Source organism: Candidatus Uabimicrobium helgolandensis, assembly GCF_041508025.1.
Classification (GTDB): Bacteria; Planctomycetota; Uabimicrobiia; order Uabimicrobiales; family Uabimicrobiaceae; genus Uabimicrobium; species Uabimicrobium helgolandensis.
In genome coordinates this window covers 7,460,071-7,477,783 of the sequence record NZ_CP165719.1, presented here as the reverse complement: position 1 = coordinate 7,477,783, position 17,713 = coordinate 7,460,071, and the positions used below count along the sequence as shown (strand labels likewise).

Below are 17,713 nucleotides of genomic sequence, written 5' to 3'. Positions count from 1 at the left end.
AGATTTCTAGAGCACTACAATGCAAAATTTCTTCTAAAAACACAATAATATTTTCTCTTTGAATTTGTTGTCGCGAAAAACAATTGCTAGTGTAAAAAAAATCTTGACAATCCGCAATAAATGGCTATACTTTCTTGTCTCGGGAAAATGCGAATAGATATACTAACCCTCTTTCCCATGATGTTTTACAATGTTATGAATTCCAGTATGATGAACATTGCCCAGCAAAAAAACATTGTGGACATTAGAGTAACAAACATACGAAATTTCACATACGATAAACATCACAAGGTTGATGATCGACCGTGTGGTGGTGGGCCAGGCATGCTTATGAAGCCAGAGCCTATATTTCGTGCAGTAGAATCTATCTGGCATCCTCCAGATGTTAAGCCCCTTCTAATTTTATTATCTCCTCAAGGCGAAGTGTTCAACCAACGCTTAGCAAAAAAACTGAGCGAAGAAAAACATTTAATTATGATTTGTGGGCATTACGAAGGTGTAGATGAACGCGTACGTTTAGGACTAACTCCCAAAGAGATTTCTTTAGGGGATTATGTTTTAACAGGAGGAGAACTACCAGCAATGATCATCACTGATGCTGTGACTAGACTTTTACCTGGCGCACTAGGTTGTAAAGATTCTACCCAATTAGAGTCGTTTCAAAACAATATGCTGGAATATCCTCAATATACAAAACCAGAAGTATGGCGAGGTATAAAAGTTCCTGATATACTAAAATCAGGACATCACGAAAAAATTTGTAAGTGGCAATTACAACAAGCAAAACTACGAACGCGAAAACGTCGTCCGGATTTAATGGAACAAAATAAGAAAGTGGAACACGATGAACCGTCTTGATGAATACAGTAAAAAATTTACCAAAAAATGCATTCCAAATTTCGAAATAGGCGATACTGTAGATGTTGTCGTTCTTATCATGGAAGGCGAGAAAGAACGTAAGCAAACATTTACAGGAACAGTAATTGGACGCAAGGGAAGTGGTTTGAACGAAACTTTTAGAGTAAGACGTATCGTCCAAGGAGAAGGTGTCGAGAGAACTTTTTCTCTTCATTCGAGTAAAGTTGTTACTATTAAGGTGAAGAGAAAAGGGAAAGCGCGTCGCGCTAAACTTTATTACCTAAGAGACCGTGTAGGTAAAGCAACAAAATTGAAAGAAAGAATTTGGAGCGCAAAAGCAGCTAAAGAATCAGCAAAAGAAGCAAAGGAAGCTGAAAAAGAAGCTGAAGAAATGAATAAAGCATAGTTTTATGGAGTGGTTAAAGCACTCCATAAAATTTCTCATATTGAAGTAAGCTAACTTGTCGAAGTGCAGTGTATAATAGAATTATAAATAAATTCGAGTATGAGGATAAACTATGAAAAAAAAACGTAAATCCAAGTTCAGCAGAAAAAGGCAAGTTAGCTGAAAAAATCGCTCAAGAACACTTAGCAGCAAATGGCTACAAAATAATAAAAACAAACTACCGTAATTTTTTTGGTGAAATAGATATTATTGCATACAAAAAATTAGTGTTGGTATTTATCGAAGTGAAAAGTAGTAATTTTAGTTGCTTCAAAGCAGCAGAAAAAATTACTCCAGAAAAATGCCAACGAATTTTTAGAATAGCACGTCTATTTATACATCATCAAAAAAATAAATATAAAAAGTTTGCATTTGAAGTAATTTGTGTAAACTTAAAAAATAAAAAGCTAAACCATTTTACTAGAGAGTTTTTTGATTTCTAATGTCTGATGAACAAACAAAAAACAATATATTAATTGTCGATGATGACCCTAGTTTACAGGTATTGCTTTCGGAAATTTTGAAGTTAGAAGACCTGGACTTTGACATTGCCAAAACAGGTAAAGAAGCCTTCGGTTTTGTAATGAAAAATACATATGATTTGATTCTTATGGACATCAAGATGCCTGAGTGGGACGGAATGACAGCCATTCGCTCATTGGATTTTGTCCAAAAAATCCAGAAAATCATTGTGATATCTGCCTACTTAGATTCCGCAACACTTCAAGAACTCAATAGCGAGCCACTAGTTGTTGGTTGGTTAGAAAAGCCTTTTGATCCCAATGAATTAGTTAAGATGATCGACAAAATACTTGGGGGTTGATAAATCCCATATGTAGTTTTACCTAACTTTGTTATTGAACAATGGTATTGTTATTACGGTAAAACTACGAACACACGTATGCCCTATAAATACTTATTTATAAAGCTAAAGCACTCCTTAAATAAAATTTTCTTTGATTTTTTCACAATTTAGTGTATTATTACCTACGGTAACTACGGTTAACATACGATTTTTAGAAAGGCCATAAAAGTGAGCGACGATAAAAAGAAAAAAAAGAAAGACATAGCACCGAGCGCATCAACAAAATCTGCAAAAAGAGACCCAAAAGAAGAAGCATTAAAACTGACTATCGATCAAATACATAGAAAATATGGTAAAGGCTCTCTTATGCGCTTAGGATCAATGGAAATAGCTCCTATTGATGCTATTTCAACAGGATCTGTTTCTTTGGATTTAGCTTTAGGAATCAAAGGGGTTCCGCGAGGAAGAGTAGTCGAAATTTTCGGACCTGAATCTTCAGGAAAAACAACTTTAGCACTGCATATTGTTGCAAATGCACAAAAAAATGGTGGGCGAGCAGCATTTATCGACGCAGAGCATGCTTTAGATCCAAATTACGCAAAAGGTCTTGGTGTTGACCTTGATAATTTATACATTTCACAACCCGATAGTGGTGAACAAGCACTTGAAATTACAGAACTTCTCGTATCTTCAAACTCGTTAGATGCGATTATTATAGATTCAGTGGCTGCACTTGTTCCTAAAGCGGAACTAAGTGGAGAAATGGGGGATTCACATATGGGGCTTCAAGCTCGTCTGATGTCCCAAGCGCTGCGTAAACTAACAGGCGTTATCAATAAAACAAATACTACTGTAATTTTCATTAACCAGCTTCGAGAAAAAATAGGAGTCTTTTTTGGTAATCCAGAAACAACAACAGGAGGAAAGGCGCTGAAATTCTATGCTTCTGTAAGAATGGATATACGTCGTATTGGCAGTATAAAAAAGGCAGACGAAGTAATTGGTTGCCGTACAAGAGCAAAAGTAGTTAAAAATAAAGTTGCTCCTCCTTTTCGCGAAGCAGAATTTGACATATATTTTGGAAAAGGGATTTCTCTGGAAAGCGATATTTTAGAGCTTTCTGTTCAACATAAGATAGTTGCAAAAAGTGGTTCTTGGTATTCCTTTAAAGGAGATAAGCTCGGCCAAGGTAAAGAAAATGTTTTAGCGTATTTAGAAGATCACCAAGATATCATGGACACAATAACTGAAGCACTTATGGAAAGTTTAACGCCAAAACCAAAAGAAGAAGAGAAAGATTCCAAAGACGAGAAAGATTCCAAAGACGAGAAAAGCAAAAAATAAAGAGACTCTAAATTTGATTTAGTTATAATTTGTAATAAAAATAGAGTTGTTTCCAATAAGGAAACAACTCTATTTTTGTTGATCAAAAGAATATTTTTGCACTTCGCGAAATTTTAAAATTTTTTATTCTGAAAGGATGCTGACTGAAACAAAGAGGCATACAACTTGATTTATCATCAAAAAATGCACATTCTCATTCCAAATCGCACTTGCCGTCAAGTGACCACAATTCTTGCGAAAACCTATAAGCAAATTATTTTGCGTGTTGAATACAATATTCGTGTCAGAGCAAAAAATATAGCAAGTTTCAGTTGACAAATGCTGTTATTTACGTTAGTGTAAAAATTGTAACAATTGAATATTAGTTCAGTAGTTTCAGTTGGCTTATATTAACCTGTCCATAAGGAATAAAAAAATTCAATATTTTCATCTTTATTCTCAACCCAAAGAGTAATACAACTCCTCCAACAAATAAACCTCCTCCATATAACTACGTATTACACCTATTCAAAATTTACAAACAAAACCTAATAACTTTCAATCTATTTATAACCTGTAAAAGGGGATTTTTATGCACTCTAAACCTCCAATTGAAGAACTACTTAAAGAACGTATTTTAATTATTGATGGTGCAATGGGAACGATGATCCAAGCTTATAAGCTTACCGAAAAAGACTACCGCGGAGAGCAATTTGCTGATCACCCTCATGATTTAATGAATAACAATGATTTACTATCTCTTGTACGCCCTGATATTGTCGAAGAAATTCACCGTAAGTATTTACTTGCAGGAGCAGACATTATCGAAACAAATACTTTTAGCGGCAATACTGTTTCTCAAGCAGATTTCTCTTTAGAAGAGACGGTATATGATATCAATCTAAAATCAGCACAAATTGCTCGAAAAGTAGCGGATGAATTTTCGCAGAAAGATCCAAATAAGCCGCGTTATGTTGCTGGCGCACTTGGCCCAACTACACGTACTGCTTCTCTTTCTCCTGATGTCAATGATCCTGGAAAACGCAATGTCACATTTGATGAATTAGTTTATGCATATGGCGAACAAACTAGGGGATTAATGGATGGTAAGGTTGATGTGCTCCTTGTCGAAACAGTATTTGATACTTTAAATTGCAAAGCAGCTATCTTTGCTATTGAAGATTACTTTGAGAAACATGATGTGCGTATTCCTGTTATGATTTCGGGAACAATTATCGATAAAAGTGGACGAATTTTATCTGGCCAAACTATCGAAGCATTTTGGAGTTCTATTGCGCATGCAAAACCTCTTGCTGTTGGTTTAAACTGTGCTTTGGGAAGTGAAGCGATGCGTCCTTATGTTGCTGAACTTGCAAAGATCGCAAACTGTTATGTGAGTTGTTATCCTAATGCTGGTTATCCAAATGAAATGGGAGAGTATGACGAAGAGCCAGAATTTATGCACGGCGTCTTACATGAGTATGCAGAGAGTGGTTTAATTAATCTTGTTGGTGGATGTTGCGGCACAACAGATCGCCATATTAAGCATATTTCTGCTGTGGCACAAGAAATGCCTCCACGGAAAATACCAGTTATAACACCACGCCCAACATTTAGCGGCTTAGAAGCACTCATCGTACGCGAAGATAGTAATTTTATTAACGTGGGTGAACGGACAAACATCACCGGCTCTAGTCGTTTTTCTAAAGCAATTCTCTCCGAAAACTATGAAAAGGCAGTCGCTATTGCTTTGCAACAAGTACAAAATGGCGCACAAATTATTGATGTTAACATGGATGAAGGTCTTCTCGATTCAAAAAGTGTTATGACTCAATTTTTAAATTTGATTGGTTCTGAACCTGAAATTTCAAGAGTTCCCGTTATGGTGGATTCTTCTAATTGGGAAATTCTAGAGGCAGGACTCAAGTGTTTGCAAGGAAAAGCAATCGTCAATTCGATTAGTCTTAAAGAAGGTGAAGAAAGTTTTATAAGCCAAGCTAAGACTTTACGCAAATATGGTGCTGCGGTTGTGGTCATGGCTTTTGATGAAGATGGACAGGCTGATACTACAGAGCGTAAAATTGAGATTTGTACGCGCGCATACAAAATATTAACAGAAGTCGTTAATTTTCCAGCACAAGATATCATTTTTGATCCAAATATTTTGACTGTTGCTACAGGAATGGAAGAGCATAATAATTATGGTGTTACTTTTATTGAAGCGACCAAATGGATTAAGGAGAATTTACCACTTGCTCTGGTGAGTGGTGGGATCAGTAATGTTTCTTTTTCGTTTCGCGGTAACAATGCTGTACGCGAAGCCATGCATTCCGCTTTTTTGTATCACTCTATTCGCGCTGGTTTAGACATGGGAATTGTCAATGCTGGTATGATCACTGTTTATGAAGATATCGACAAGGAGCTTCTTGTGCTTATCGAAGATGTTCTTCTCAATCGTCGTGATGACGCCACAGAAAGACTTTTAGATTTTGCGCAAACAGTAAAGTCGGACAAAAAAATCGAAAAATCTACAGAAGAGTGGAGAGAGCTAAGTGTAGAAAAGCGATTGAGCCATGCACTGGTAAAGGGAATTGTCACCCACATTGATAAAGATATAGAAGAAGCGCGCCAAAAATATGGACGTCCAATTAAGGTGATCGAAGGACCTTTGATGGACGGTATGAATATCGTGGGAGATTTATTTGGTGAAGGTAAGATGTTTTTACCACAAGTGGTAAAAAGTGCGCGCGTAATGAAAAAGGCTGTGGCCTATTTGACGCCTTTTATTGAAGAAGAAAAGGATTCTGGTTCAGGAAGAAGTTCGGCTGGAAAAATTATTATGGCGACGGTTAAAGGTGATGTTCACGATATTGGTAAAAATATTGTAGGCGTTGTACTTGGCTGTAATAATTATGAGATTGTCGATTTGGGAGTGATGGTTTCTAGCGACAAAATCTTGGAGGCTGCACGCAAAGAAAATGCTGATATTATCGGCCTAAGTGGTTTAATTACGCCGTCTTTAGATGAAATGGTTAGTGTAGCTAAAGAAATGGAACGCCAAAAATTTTCTCTCCCTCTTCTTATTGGTGGTGCGACAACTTCGAAAAAACACACAGCTGTAAAAATTTGCCCAGAATACACAGGATCAATAATACATGTACATGATGCTTCGCGTAGTGTTGATGTTGTTGGACGTTTAATGAGTGACACGCTAAAAGAATCTTATGTTGCCGGTATTAGAAAAGAATATAAAGAAGTGCGCGAAGATTATCTAAGCAAGAAAGTTAAAAAGAATTTACTTTCTATTGAAGATGCGCGTAAAAATCAATTCAAGGGTGAGTGGACCAGTGTTCATAAGCCAAGTTTTATTGGCAATAGATCTTTTAAAGAGTTTTCTTTGCAGCAAATAGCTGACAAAATAGATTGGACACCATTTTTTATTACTTGGCAACTCAAAGGCCGTTATCCAAGAATTTTAAAAGACCCAAAATTGGGTGAAGAAGCGACAAAGCTGTTTAATGATGCCCAGAAATTGTTACAACAGATAATAGATGAAAAATTACTTATTGCCAATGGAGTTGTTGGTTTGTATCCTGCGAATAGTGTGGGAGATGATATTGTTGTATATAGTGATGAAGAACGTACAAATATCATCACCACTTTTCACTCTCTACGTCAACAAGCGGAGAAAACAAGTGGTAAATCAAACTATGCTTTAGCTGATTTTGTTGCTCCGCAAAGTAGTGGCGTCAAAGATTATATTGGCGGATTTGCCGTTACAACTGGTATTGAAATCGAAAAATTAGTTGCTAAGTTTGACAAAGATCAAGATGACTATAATTCTATCATGGTCAAGGCACTTGCCGATCGCTTAGCAGAAGCTTTTGCCGAAACAATGCATGAGTTAGTTCGCAAAGAATATTGGGGATACAGCGCTCAAGAAAATTTAAGCAACGAAGAGCTGATAAAAGAAAAATATCGTGGAATTCGTCCTGCTCCTGGTTACCCTGCTTGTCCTGATCATACTGAAAAACCAAAGTTGTTTGAATTACTTAGTGCAACAGAAGAAACGCAGATAACACTTACTGAAAATTTAGCGATGTATCCAGCATCATCAGTGAGCGGTTTGTACTTTTCTCATCCTGATTCGCGTTATTTTGCAGTGGGAACAATTGGAGAAGATCAATTACGCGATTATGCGAAGCGCAAAAACGTAGATATTGAAGAGATGCGTAAGTGGTTGGCGCCTTATATGTCGTAATGTTGATATAGTGGGAGTTTATCCCACTATATTTGTAGACCGTTTGCTTAATTGCTTTTAGCAAACGGATGGTATGTATAAATTAGAGAGCAATTTGGCAAATCATAAAGTTGATTATATGCTTTGATTGGATTAAAAAACAACACTCCAGGGTTAAAGCCCTTCTGTGCTTTACCAATAAAAAAAGGTAATACATTTGGATTTATTGTATTAGCTTCGTAGCCATCTAGTTGTTTTCCGTGAAAGTATATTGGGATACTTGTTGTTTGAATTACATCATCATGGTAATCAAGTCGTTCGTTATTAAAAAAAGAATATAACTCGTCAGGATTTTCTGCTTTTCTTTCCCACAGTAATTTAGATAGATCGAGAAGAGCATAGTTTAGTTTATTGTTGTTATTTGGTGTTTCACCTTTTGCTGTTGTTGATGGTAAATAAGTGATCCCTTTACCTATTTTGTATAGACCGCCTTTTTTTACTAAGCGAATATCTCCCGCCACGGCAACCTGCAGGTTATGACGACCTTTTTCTATGAAAATAGTCGGGTGAGATGCATTTTTTTCCTGTGCACCAAACTCATTTAACAAAATAACTTTTTCTTTTTCAAAATCTTTATTTTTGCGACGAAAATTAAGCGGTGATGCATTGTAAATCTTGATATCTTCACCATCTTGCAATGTAACAAAAATAACCTTTCCTTCTATGCTATCTTGGTTGTGTTTTTCAATAACTACTTGTAAATTTTTGACGTCGTTCTCATACCATTTACGGATAGTTCCGTTACTAAGTCCCCAATCTAATGCGTGAAATATACTGTAAGTTATGTAAAAATGTGTTTTACTTTCAATCACAGAGTAGTAAATTGCAGGGTCAAGCTGCGCATTTTTTGCTAGTATATTATTACTATTGTTAAGAGGATCCCAGTCATTATCAAAGTTAACCCTACATATGAAGTCCCAATTAGGATTTTGTGTATTCACTTCTTGTAGTAAAATAGGGGCATGCCTATGGGCTATCTTTGCAATACTCCAATCTTGTGGAGCAAGGATACGCTCTTCAATTACTATTTTATTTTTTTGAGTAAGTATAAAGCCAAAAAATACAATAATAATTGGTACAAAAATCATTATCGATATACTAAACAACAAAAGAGTAAATTTTCTCAAGGTATGTACCTTAAAAAGAATTCTCAAAAAGAAAAGATAGTTTTACCTATCTGTCTACAATGTTTTTTTATTATAATAAGTGACCAGCTAAACTACTCTTTTCAGTTGCGTAGCTGTTTTGTTGAGCTTCGCTACAAAAAGAAAATCTTTTTCAAATAGGGACATCCCTAATTAACAATTTATGTTAGTCACTTAGATTTTCAGACACGCTCTAATAATAACACAAAAACCCCTTTCTTGCAAATTTGTCCAATGAATAATGTATTACTAAAAAAAATATTCCATCAATTTGAAGTTAAAGATTCGTGCAAAGAAATTTTACCTTACGGTAGTGGTAATATTCACGATACTTATGTTTGTAAGTTACGTGATAGTTCACTACGTTATTTGCTACAAAAGATAAATCTCCATGTTTTTCCTGCCCCAGATAAAGTAATGGAGAATATTTCTTTAGTTACGTCTTTTCTACAAAAGAAATGGCAAAAAATTTCACCACAAAATGTTGATCGTCGTGTATTAAAAATAATCCCAACAATAACAGGAAAAAATTTTTACCAAGATACTAGTGGTAATAGTTGGCGTATGTACCATTTTATTTGCCGTAGTGTATGTTATGAAAATATCACCAAGAGCTTGCAAGGAAAGAAAATTGCTGGAGCTTTTGCTTTATTTCAAAAGCTATTATTGGATTTTCCTGTTGAAAAACTGTACCCAGTAATTCCTCAATTTCACAATATTTGTAAGCGCTTTAGCGATTTAGAAAATGCTATAGAAAAAGATTCTTATGGACGCTACTCTGATATAAAAGAACTTGCTAAACAACTTGTACAACACGAAGATTTCTGTAAAGAGGTTGCTAACTTTGAAACATACCTCCCTCTTAAAGTTGTTCACAACGATACTAAAGTAAATAATATATTGTTCGATGTTAAATCTAAGGAAGCCATTTGTGTTGTTGACCTAGATCTTGTTATGCCTGGATTTTCGATTTATGATTTTGGCGATCTTGCGCGCAGTGCTACTTGTCACAAAGAGCGCGGTAAATTCATTTTTCGCAGTGACTACTTCGAGGCTCTTCTTAATGGTTATATGGAAGAAGCGCAGCATTTTTTGAACAATGCAGAAAAAAAATATTTAATAGATTCTTGTAAAGTGATTGCTTGCGAATTGGCTTTTCGGTTTTTAACTGACTATTTGGAAGGTGATAAGTATTTTAAAATTAGTCATCCTTTTCATAATTTAGATCGAGTTAAGCGTCAAATTCAATTCATTAATAGTCTCGACAGTCAACGGCAGTTGGTCGAAGCGATGTTTCGCAAATATAAATAGTAAAGGAAATTGGGCGTGAAAAAAATTCTAGAACATATTAGTCCGCGTTTATTTATTATACCACCCATTGCCATTGGAGTTGCATTTTTTATATGGATGGGGAAAAATGCTGATGAATTAGAGCAAGTAGAAAATAAAGAGATTGTGACTCCTGCAGAGGTGATCACTCTTTCACCTATTGATGTTATTCCTCGTGCAACGGGTTATGGAACTGCTCAGCCAAAGAATGTTTGGAAAGCAATCGCTGAAGTAAGTGGTAAAGTTATAAAGTTGTATCCAAATTTAAAAAAAGGTAATTTCTTGAAGCGTGGAGAAGAAGTTATATTTATTGACCAGCAAAAAATACGATTACAAATAGCGGAGATACAGGCAAGTATTAACAGTACTTTAGCTGAAATAAAAAAACTAGATATCGAAGAGAAAAACTTAATTTTCTCTGTGAAAATAGAGAAAAAAACTTTGGGGATTCTCGAAAAAGAGTGGGAACGCTCTCGAAAATTAGTTCTCGAAAACCGCGTAGAATCAGCATCAAGTCTTGATAAGGCAGAAAGAGAATTTTTAGCTCAACAGTCAAAGGTCCAGAATACCCAAAACTCTATAGATACGATTCCCTCACAACAAGAGATACTAAAAGCTCAAATTGCTTTAAACAGAGCAAAACTTTCTTCTGCAAAACTAGATTTGAAAAATAGCGTGATTCGCGTCCCTTTTAATTGTCGCATTGACAAAGTCGAAATAGAGCGTGGACAATTTGTGCAAACAGGGACGCTTCTTATCGAAGCGTATGGTACAGATGTTTCCGAAGTTCTTGCCATGTTTTCTCTTGAAAAATTTCGCAACATGCTTTCTGTACGCCCTAAAATAAAATCTGTTCCGGATGTTGAAAAGATACGCAATATTGTGAAAATTAAACCGATCATTCGTTTAACAGCAGGCAATTATACTATTTCTTGGAACGAGGCGTATTTTAGCCGTATTAACTCTGAGATCGATGAAAGAAGTCGTATGTTAGGAATAGTTGTAGCGTTAAATAAACCGTACTCATTAGCGCAACCAGGTATAAGGCCACCACTTACAAAAGGAATGTTTTGTGAAGTTGAGCTCCGTGGACAATCGAAACCAAACTGTTTAGTAATACCACGTATGGCAATTCACGATGGAAAGATATATTTTGTTGACAAAGAAAATCGTTTACGAAAACGCAAGGTCGTTATTGATTTTGTCCAAGGAGACTACGCTATTGTTAAAAGTGGTCTTGAAAAACAACAACGCATTGTAGTCTCTGATATAATTCCCGCTATCAGCGGAATGCTAATTGCTGCGCAAGAAAATAAAGAGTTAAAAATGAAGATTTTACGCGAGTGTGGTGATGTAGGAGAGCAAAAATGATTGGTTATTTTGCTAAACACCCCACAGCAGCAAATTTGTTGATGATTTTTCTTTTGGTTCTTGGTATCACAGCTTTACCACAACTTAGAAGAGAAACATTTCCTGATTTTTCCGCTGATCAAGTGCAGATCCAAGTTATTTATCCTGGAGCAACTCCACAAGAAGTGGAAGAATCTATATGTCGCGAAATTGAAGATGCTCTAGATGGAATTAGTTACACAGAAGAAATAAAATCAGAAGCCTTAGAAGGGCTAGCATCTATTACGGTTAAAATGCTCGAAGGAGCTGATTTTCGCGTTTTTATTGACGATATAAAAAATGAAGTAGAAGCAATTAACAGTTTTCCAAGCGATGCCGAAGCACCAACTATAAAAGAACTAAATAAAGATGATCAGGTATTATCCTTAGCCGTTGTTGGTCCTATGTCAGCAAATGACTTAAAACACTATTGCGAAATATTAAAAGATAAAATAAAACGCCTACCAAAAATATCAAAAGTTGCTGTTCTTGGATTTTCGGACCACCAAATTCGCATTGAGATACGTCATGATGTTTTGCTTAGTTACGGATTAAGTTTAAAAAATATAAGCGATACTATTTCTAGGCAAAATATTAACTTACCCGCTGGAACCATTGAAACGAAAAGTAGTGATATTCTGCTTCGCTTTCAAGGACAAAATTATACTCCACAGCAATTTTCTTCTATTGTTGTATTGGGAGAAAATGGCGGAGAAGTTCTTTTGGGAGATATCGCAACTATTACTAGTACTTTTGAGTTAGAAGAAGATAAAGTGGTTTTTGGTAACCTTAATAAAAATTATGATTTTGAAGGGCAACGCGCAGGTATACTACAGATAAAAAAAACTAAGGTGGAAGATTCACTTGTTGTTGTTGATACGATAAAAGACTTTATTGAAAAAGAACAAAAACGAGTGCCTAAAGGTATTAAGTTTATTATTACTCAAGACACTTCTTCTATTGTAAAAGATCGATTACAGATGTTAGTTAAAAATGGCTGGCAAGGGATGCTGCTTGTTTTTTTTACGATGTGGTTATTTTTTAATTTTCGCTTTTCTTTTTGGGTAGTTATGGGATTGCCTGTCTCTTTTTTAGGTGCTTTGTTCTTCCTTCCATTTATTAATTTTTCTATCAATATGATTACTATGGTTGGGCTTCTCTTGGCACTAGGTCTTTTAATGGATGATGCGATTGTTATTTCTGAGAATGTGGCTTCGCATTTACAAAAAGGGAAAAGCGCTGAAGATGCTACAATTGAGGGGTCTAAGCAAGTTACTGTTGGTGTATTTTCTTCGTTTTTAACAACAGTGTGCATCTTTGGACCAATGTGTTTTATCGAAGGAAATATTGGTAAAGTAATGCGAGTGATGCCTGTCATTCTCATTCTCGTTTTAAGCGTGAGTTTAATAGAGGCGTTTTTGATTTTACCAAACCACTTGTCACATGCTTTACAACACAGCAACAATAAAAAGAAAAATCGTTTACGTGTTCGACTAGATTCATTTTTGGATTTTTTGAAAATAAAAATTCTTGGAAAAGTAGTTAAGTGGGCAATTAAGTGTAATTATTTTTTTATTGGTTGCACAATCATGATTTTCTTTTTATCCCTAAGTTTACTTGTCGGTGGGCATTTAAAATTCCAGGCTTTTCCAGAAATCGATGGTGATGTTATCGAAGCGCGAATTTTGCTTCCACAAGGAAGCTCATTGCAACAGACGGAAAAAGCGGTTGAGCGTATTGTAGACTCCTTGTCTAAAATAGAAAAAGAGTTTTCAGACGAATCTCTGATTAAAAATATTAATATACAGTATAACAAAAATGCTGATGTTAAAGAAAAGGGAGCGAATATTGCTACGGTTGTTGTCGACCTTTTAGGGGCTGAAATACGTAGCGCTAAAATAGATGATATACTTAACTTGTGGCGAAAAGAAGTGGGGACAATTGCTGGCGTTTCAAGCTTGAAGTTTACAGAACCAAGTATCGGACCTGCGGGACGACCTATTGATATTCGTTTGCAAGGAGATAATTTACTTATTTTAAAGCAAGCATCTATTTTTCTACAAAGGTGGTTGAATAAATTTAAGGGAGTTCAAGATTTAAACGATGATTTACGCCCTGGAAAGCCCGAAATACAAATTCAACTTCAGCCAGGTGCAACATCGTTAGGTATTGAAGGGCAAAGTGTTGCGCAACAATTACGTGCTGCTTTTCAAGGAAGTACAATTGACGAAATTATTGTACATAGAAATTCTTACGAAATAGATGTGCGACTTGCGAAACAACAGAGTCTATCAGATATTGATAATTTTTATATTATTCATAACGATGGTACACGCATACCGTTAGAAACTGTCGCCAAGATAAATTATACGAGAGGTTTTGCCAAGTTATCTAAGTACAATGGTTTGTTTACTGTAAACATTCAAGGAGATTTGAATACAAAATTTCTTACAGCAGGAGAGTTATCAAGGAAAATACGCAGTAATTTTCTTTCGCAATTATCTGAAAAATTTCCTGAAGTAAAACTTGAATTTGATGGAGAAGAAAAAGAAGGTGCACAAACAGGAAGTAGTTTGGGACGAGGTTTATTGATTGGTCTTCTTGGGGTATTTTTAATATTAAGTTTTCAGTTCAAAAGCTATAGCGAACCGATTATTGTTATGCTTGCTATTCCGATGGCACTTATCGGTGTTATTTGGGGGCATTTTTTCATGGGATATAATTTGAGCATGCCAAGTATGATAGGCTTTGTCTCTTTGGCTGGTATTGTAGTAAATGATTCCATTTTACTTGTTGAATTTATTAAAGTTAACTACCGAGAAAGTGGAGATATTGTGGCTGCCGCTGTTTTAGCAAGCCAAGAGCGATTTCGTGCAATATTACTTACGTCAATGACAACCATTGCAGGTCTGATTCCTTTACTTTTAGAAAAAAGTCTGCAAGCGCAGGTTCTTATTCCTCTAGCGATTAGTCTAGTGTTTGGTTTATTGGCGACGACATTCTTGATTTTATTGTTTGTACCTTGTTTTTATAGTATTATTTATGATTTGCGCCAGCGAATCGCCTAGAAAATTACAAAAGCTTTCGACAATTTTTTCCTGATTGCAAAATTAGTTGGTTTGATAAATATAATCGAAAAAAGTAGCGAAGGTCCTAGCACAAAATATATTGACTCTCTCAAAAAAATGAGTTCGAGTGTTGTTGTGCTTTCATCTTCCAATGCTCGTCTTTTATTTTCTTTGAACTAAAAGACTTTGCATTGGGAAAAATGTAAAGCATAACTCACGCTCAAATTTTTTGATAAGATTGTATTTTGTTTATGTGATTCTATAGGCTAAACACCAATGATCTTCACCAAAATTGTTTTTTCTCTCCCACCATCAAAGTCGGCGAATATAATATGGTCATCTTCATCGAGCTCTAAGACACCTTCATTCACAGATACAGATACTTGTCTTCCTAGAAAGACGCTTTTTATGTGAGCCGCTGCATCGTTGCGATTTACATTAAAAGCGTATTGAGAATATGGTTTTTCTGGAGCAAATTTGTGTAGACACTGATCTATGTCTTGTAGTAAGTTTTTATCTTCAATATGAATAAAAATACTAGAGGTGTTGCTGCCAGAGTAACAAAGAACAATACCGTTTTTTATTTCGCTTTCTGCAACAACAAAAGAGACTTGTTGGGTGATGGCAAAGTAATCACGTGGTTGCTCTGATTTTACAGTAACTTTTTTGCTATAGTGTTTCATTTATTTATACCTAAATAAAAATTGACACGAATGTGTTTGCAAGTTAATATGATCTTATACTTTTATTTTTGTTTTTATTGTAAGTTTAACAAATTCTCTACGACTAGATAGAGACTTTTGTTTTTTACATCAAATTAACTCACTTATATATAGGATATAAACTATGGATATCAAGAAAAAATTATCTGTTGGTACTCTAGCTGTTGGTCTTTCTCTAGCTGGTTTATCTTTAGCTGCTACTGGTTGTTGTTCTGGTGCTTCTACTGACGATGCTGGTCATACACAAAGCTCTTGTGGTGGTGACAAAGGTGGCGAAGAAGCATCTTGTGGTGGCGACAAAGACGGCGGCGCATCTTGCGGTGGCGACAAAGACGGCGGCGCATCTTGCGGTGGCGACAAAGACGGCGGCGCATCTTGCGGTGGCGACAAAGACGGTGGCGCATCTTGCGGTGGCGACAAGTAATAATCACTAAAAGTGCTACAACACTACTTTAGTATATACTTTTTTTCAAACAGTTTCCAAAAAATCTTTTTTTGGAAACTGTTTTGTTAGGTATATCGATATTTATCTTCTTTATAAGTGATCACCTGGATTACTTGATTTGGGCTATTTTAGACATTAGCTCCGCTACTTTTCTTTTGTAGAGCAAGATTTAGTACTCTCAAAGTATTTTACTATTTCCTAAAATATCCAACGTTATACAAAACCTAAATGTCGGTACGCCTTATTTCCTCGAGGTTTTTATGACAAATTACTTTCACACAATTGATAAAAAAATCCGTAATATGGGATTTGGTATAGGTTTACGCCGTAGTCATTTTAATGAAATATTCGATAATCACGATGGTATTGATGTTTTAGAAATCACTTCGGAAAATTTTATGAAATTGGGTGGAAAGGAACGCGACGTTTTGGTTAAGGCCAAAGAGCACTTTCCTTTAGTAGCACATGGGGTCAGCATGTCAATTGGCGGGCTTGATCCTCTTAATAAAGAATACTTAGAAGAATTAATGAAGCTTGTTGAGTTTATTAAAACTCCATATTTTTCTGATCACTTGAGCTATTCTTCTGCGTTTGGTGTCGAGTATCACGATCTTATACCACTTCCTTTTAGTAAAGAAGCGATTGACCATGTTGTGCCTCGAATTAAACAAGTGCAAGATATGGCCGGAATTCCATTTCTTATCGAAAATCCTAGTTACTATGTAGAAATGCCTGGGGCTGAGATGAAGGAAATTGAGTTTTTTATCGAAATAGCAGAAAAAGCTGATTGTGGTATACTCCTTGATGTAAACAATGTTTTTGTCAATGCAATGAACCATGGCTACGATCCGAAAATTTATATTGATGCTATTCCTAGTGAAAGAGTTTTGCAGTATCATATTGCAGGACATTTTGACGAAGGAGAATTTATTATTGATACCCATGGCGCTGAAATTATTGATGAAGTTTTTAAGCTTTATGAATATGCAATTAAACATACTGGACCAGTAACAACTATTATTGAGAGAGATTTCGAGATTCCTCCACTTGATGTTCTTATTGCTGAAAATAAGCAGGTTCGTGCAGCAGGAACACGTGCCCTGGAGGTAAAGGTGTAAATGTCTTCACTTGAAGAAACAATGCGCATGATGCACTCCCTTTTACGTGGAGAAAAAACAGCGAAAGAAATGACGGAATTTTTTGGTACTAACGAAAAACGTTTAGCTATCTACCAAAGGTTTGTACGCAATCATGTTGTTAAAACGCTTGGTAAAAATTATATAATGTTTCGCCGTTTAGTAAAAAAAGAATTGTGGGGAATATTGAGTGATCAGTATTTTCGAGATTATCCTGCTACTGGTTGGCGGCTTAACTCTTGTACCAAGTTATTTGTAGATTTTATTGCTAAAAAAGTACGCGAAGAAAAAGCGTTGGGCGGAGAAGAGTTTTACATAGAGCTTGCCCAGTTTGAATGGGAAGAGGTTATTGTTTATTGCAGCGAAAATGTGATCCCAAAATCACAAGAAATTGCTAATCCTGTTCTTAACCCTACTTTATCCGTTATGAATTTTGAGTATCCCATTGGGACTTTTACTATGCATTGGCGGGGTGGGAAACGAAAAGAAGAGCCTTGGATAACGTCTAAAGTATATCTCCAAAAGCAGCCGCAAATGGTTTTTCTCTTACGCCACCCACAAAATCAAAAAGTTAACTTTCATGTAGCAAACGATCGCCTACTATTTGCCTTTAAAGTTGTCCATGACGAAATAGATATTGAGAATGCAGTAAGTTTAAGTGGACAAAATGAAGAAACGATTCGCATGATATTAAATGAAGCACACCAAGCCGGAATAATCATTCTACCTGAAAATTTTTAGAGAGTTT

Annotated in this window: 14 protein-coding genes; 12 read left to right on the top strand and 2 right to left on the bottom strand. The window is 35.7% G+C overall.

Annotated elements, in window-relative coordinates; translation table 11 throughout:
• Positions 1–120 precede the first annotated feature (120 nt).
• The 6 genes from trmD (at position 121) to metH (ending at position 7,692) form a co-directional block, all read left to right on the top strand.
• Positions 121–858 (top strand): tRNA (guanosine(37)-N1)-methyltransferase TrmD, encoded by a 738-nt coding sequence (trmD, locus tag UABHE_RS27600; RefSeq protein WP_372366541.1) that lies wholly within the window; start codon positions 121–123, stop codon positions 856–858.
• The gene (gene rplS / locus UABHE_RS27595) at positions 845–1,264 is read left to right on the top strand and encodes a 50S ribosomal protein L19 (RefSeq protein WP_372366539.1); all 420 of its coding nucleotides are present in this window, start codon (positions 845–847) and stop codon (positions 1,262–1,264) included. The genes trmD and rplS overlap by 14 nt, the downstream gene beginning before the upstream one ends.
• Before the next feature lie 167 nt (positions 1,265–1,431).
• Positions 1,432–1,746, top strand: coding sequence for a YraN family protein (locus tag UABHE_RS27590; RefSeq protein ID WP_372371689.1), 315 nt, complete (start codon positions 1,432–1,434; stop codon positions 1,744–1,746).
• Positions 1,746–2,126 carry a response regulator gene (locus UABHE_RS27585; RefSeq protein WP_372366538.1) on the top strand — a complete coding sequence of 127 codons (381 nt, stop codon included), beginning with the start codon at positions 1,746–1,748 and terminating at the stop codon, positions 2,124–2,126. Before UABHE_RS27590 ends, UABHE_RS27585 begins: the two co-directional genes overlap by 1 nt.
• 243 nt (positions 2,127–2,369) lie before the next feature.
• Complete coding sequence (gene recA, locus UABHE_RS27580; RefSeq protein ID WP_372371688.1) at positions 2,370–3,452, top strand: recombinase RecA; 1,083 nt, start codon at positions 2,370–2,372, stop codon at positions 3,450–3,452.
• A gap of 571 nt (positions 3,453–4,023) precedes the next feature.
• Positions 4,024–7,692, top strand: coding sequence for a methionine synthase (gene metH, locus UABHE_RS27575; RefSeq protein ID WP_372366537.1), 3,669 nt, complete (start codon positions 4,024–4,026; stop codon positions 7,690–7,692).
• Positions 7,693–7,739: 47 nt separating this feature from the next.
• On the opposite strand, the gene UABHE_RS27570 is transcribed toward metH, so the two are convergent.
• Positions 7,740–8,858 (bottom strand): hypothetical protein, encoded by a 1,119-nt coding sequence (locus tag UABHE_RS27570; RefSeq protein ID WP_372366536.1) that lies wholly within the window; start codon positions 8,856–8,858, stop codon positions 7,740–7,742.
• A gap of 252 nt (positions 8,859–9,110) precedes the next feature.
• On the opposite strand from UABHE_RS27570, the gene UABHE_RS27565 reads away from it, so the two are divergent.
• Genes UABHE_RS27565 through UABHE_RS27555 form a run of 3 tightly spaced genes read left to right on the top strand, consistent with a single transcriptional unit; the run spans position 9,111 to position 14,662 of the window.
• Positions 9,111–10,187 carry a phosphotransferase gene (locus UABHE_RS27565; protein WP_372366535.1) on the top strand — a complete coding sequence of 359 codons (1,077 nt, stop codon included), beginning with the start codon at positions 9,111–9,113 and terminating at the stop codon, positions 10,185–10,187.
• Positions 10,188–10,202: 15 nt separating this feature from the next.
• Entirely contained in the window at positions 10,203–11,576 is a 1,374-nt protein-coding gene (locus UABHE_RS27560; RefSeq protein ID WP_372366534.1) for an efflux RND transporter periplasmic adaptor subunit, read from the top strand.
• Complete coding sequence (locus UABHE_RS27555; RefSeq protein ID WP_372366533.1) at positions 11,573–14,662, top strand: efflux RND transporter permease subunit; 3,090 nt, start codon at positions 11,573–11,575, stop codon at positions 14,660–14,662. The genes UABHE_RS27560 and UABHE_RS27555 overlap by 4 nt, the downstream gene beginning before the upstream one ends.
• A gap of 266 nt (positions 14,663–14,928) precedes the next feature.
• Here the strand turns inward: UABHE_RS27555 and UABHE_RS27550 are convergent, their stop codons facing one another.
• Positions 14,929–15,345: a secondary thiamine-phosphate synthase enzyme YjbQ gene (locus UABHE_RS27550; RefSeq protein WP_372366532.1), complete on the bottom strand. Its 417-nt coding sequence runs from the start codon at positions 15,343–15,345 to the stop codon at positions 14,929–14,931.
• Between the two features lie 163 nt (positions 15,346–15,508).
• On the opposite strand from UABHE_RS27550, the gene UABHE_RS27545 reads away from it, so the two are divergent.
• The 3 genes from UABHE_RS27545 (at position 15,509) to UABHE_RS27535 (ending at position 17,706) form a co-directional block, all read left to right on the top strand.
• The gene (locus UABHE_RS27545; RefSeq protein ID WP_372366531.1) at positions 15,509–15,808 is read left to right on the top strand and encodes a hypothetical protein; all 300 of its coding nucleotides are present in this window, start codon (positions 15,509–15,511) and stop codon (positions 15,806–15,808) included.
• A gap of 281 nt (positions 15,809–16,089) precedes the next feature.
• Positions 16,090–16,947: a DUF692 domain-containing protein gene (locus UABHE_RS27540; RefSeq protein WP_372366530.1), complete on the top strand. Its 858-nt coding sequence runs from the start codon at positions 16,090–16,092 to the stop codon at positions 16,945–16,947.
• Positions 16,948–17,706, top strand: a complete 759-nt coding sequence (locus tag UABHE_RS27535; protein WP_372366529.1) for a putative DNA-binding domain-containing protein — start codon at positions 16,948–16,950, stop codon at positions 17,704–17,706. It begins immediately after the preceding gene.
• Positions 17,707–17,713 lie beyond the last annotated feature (7 nt).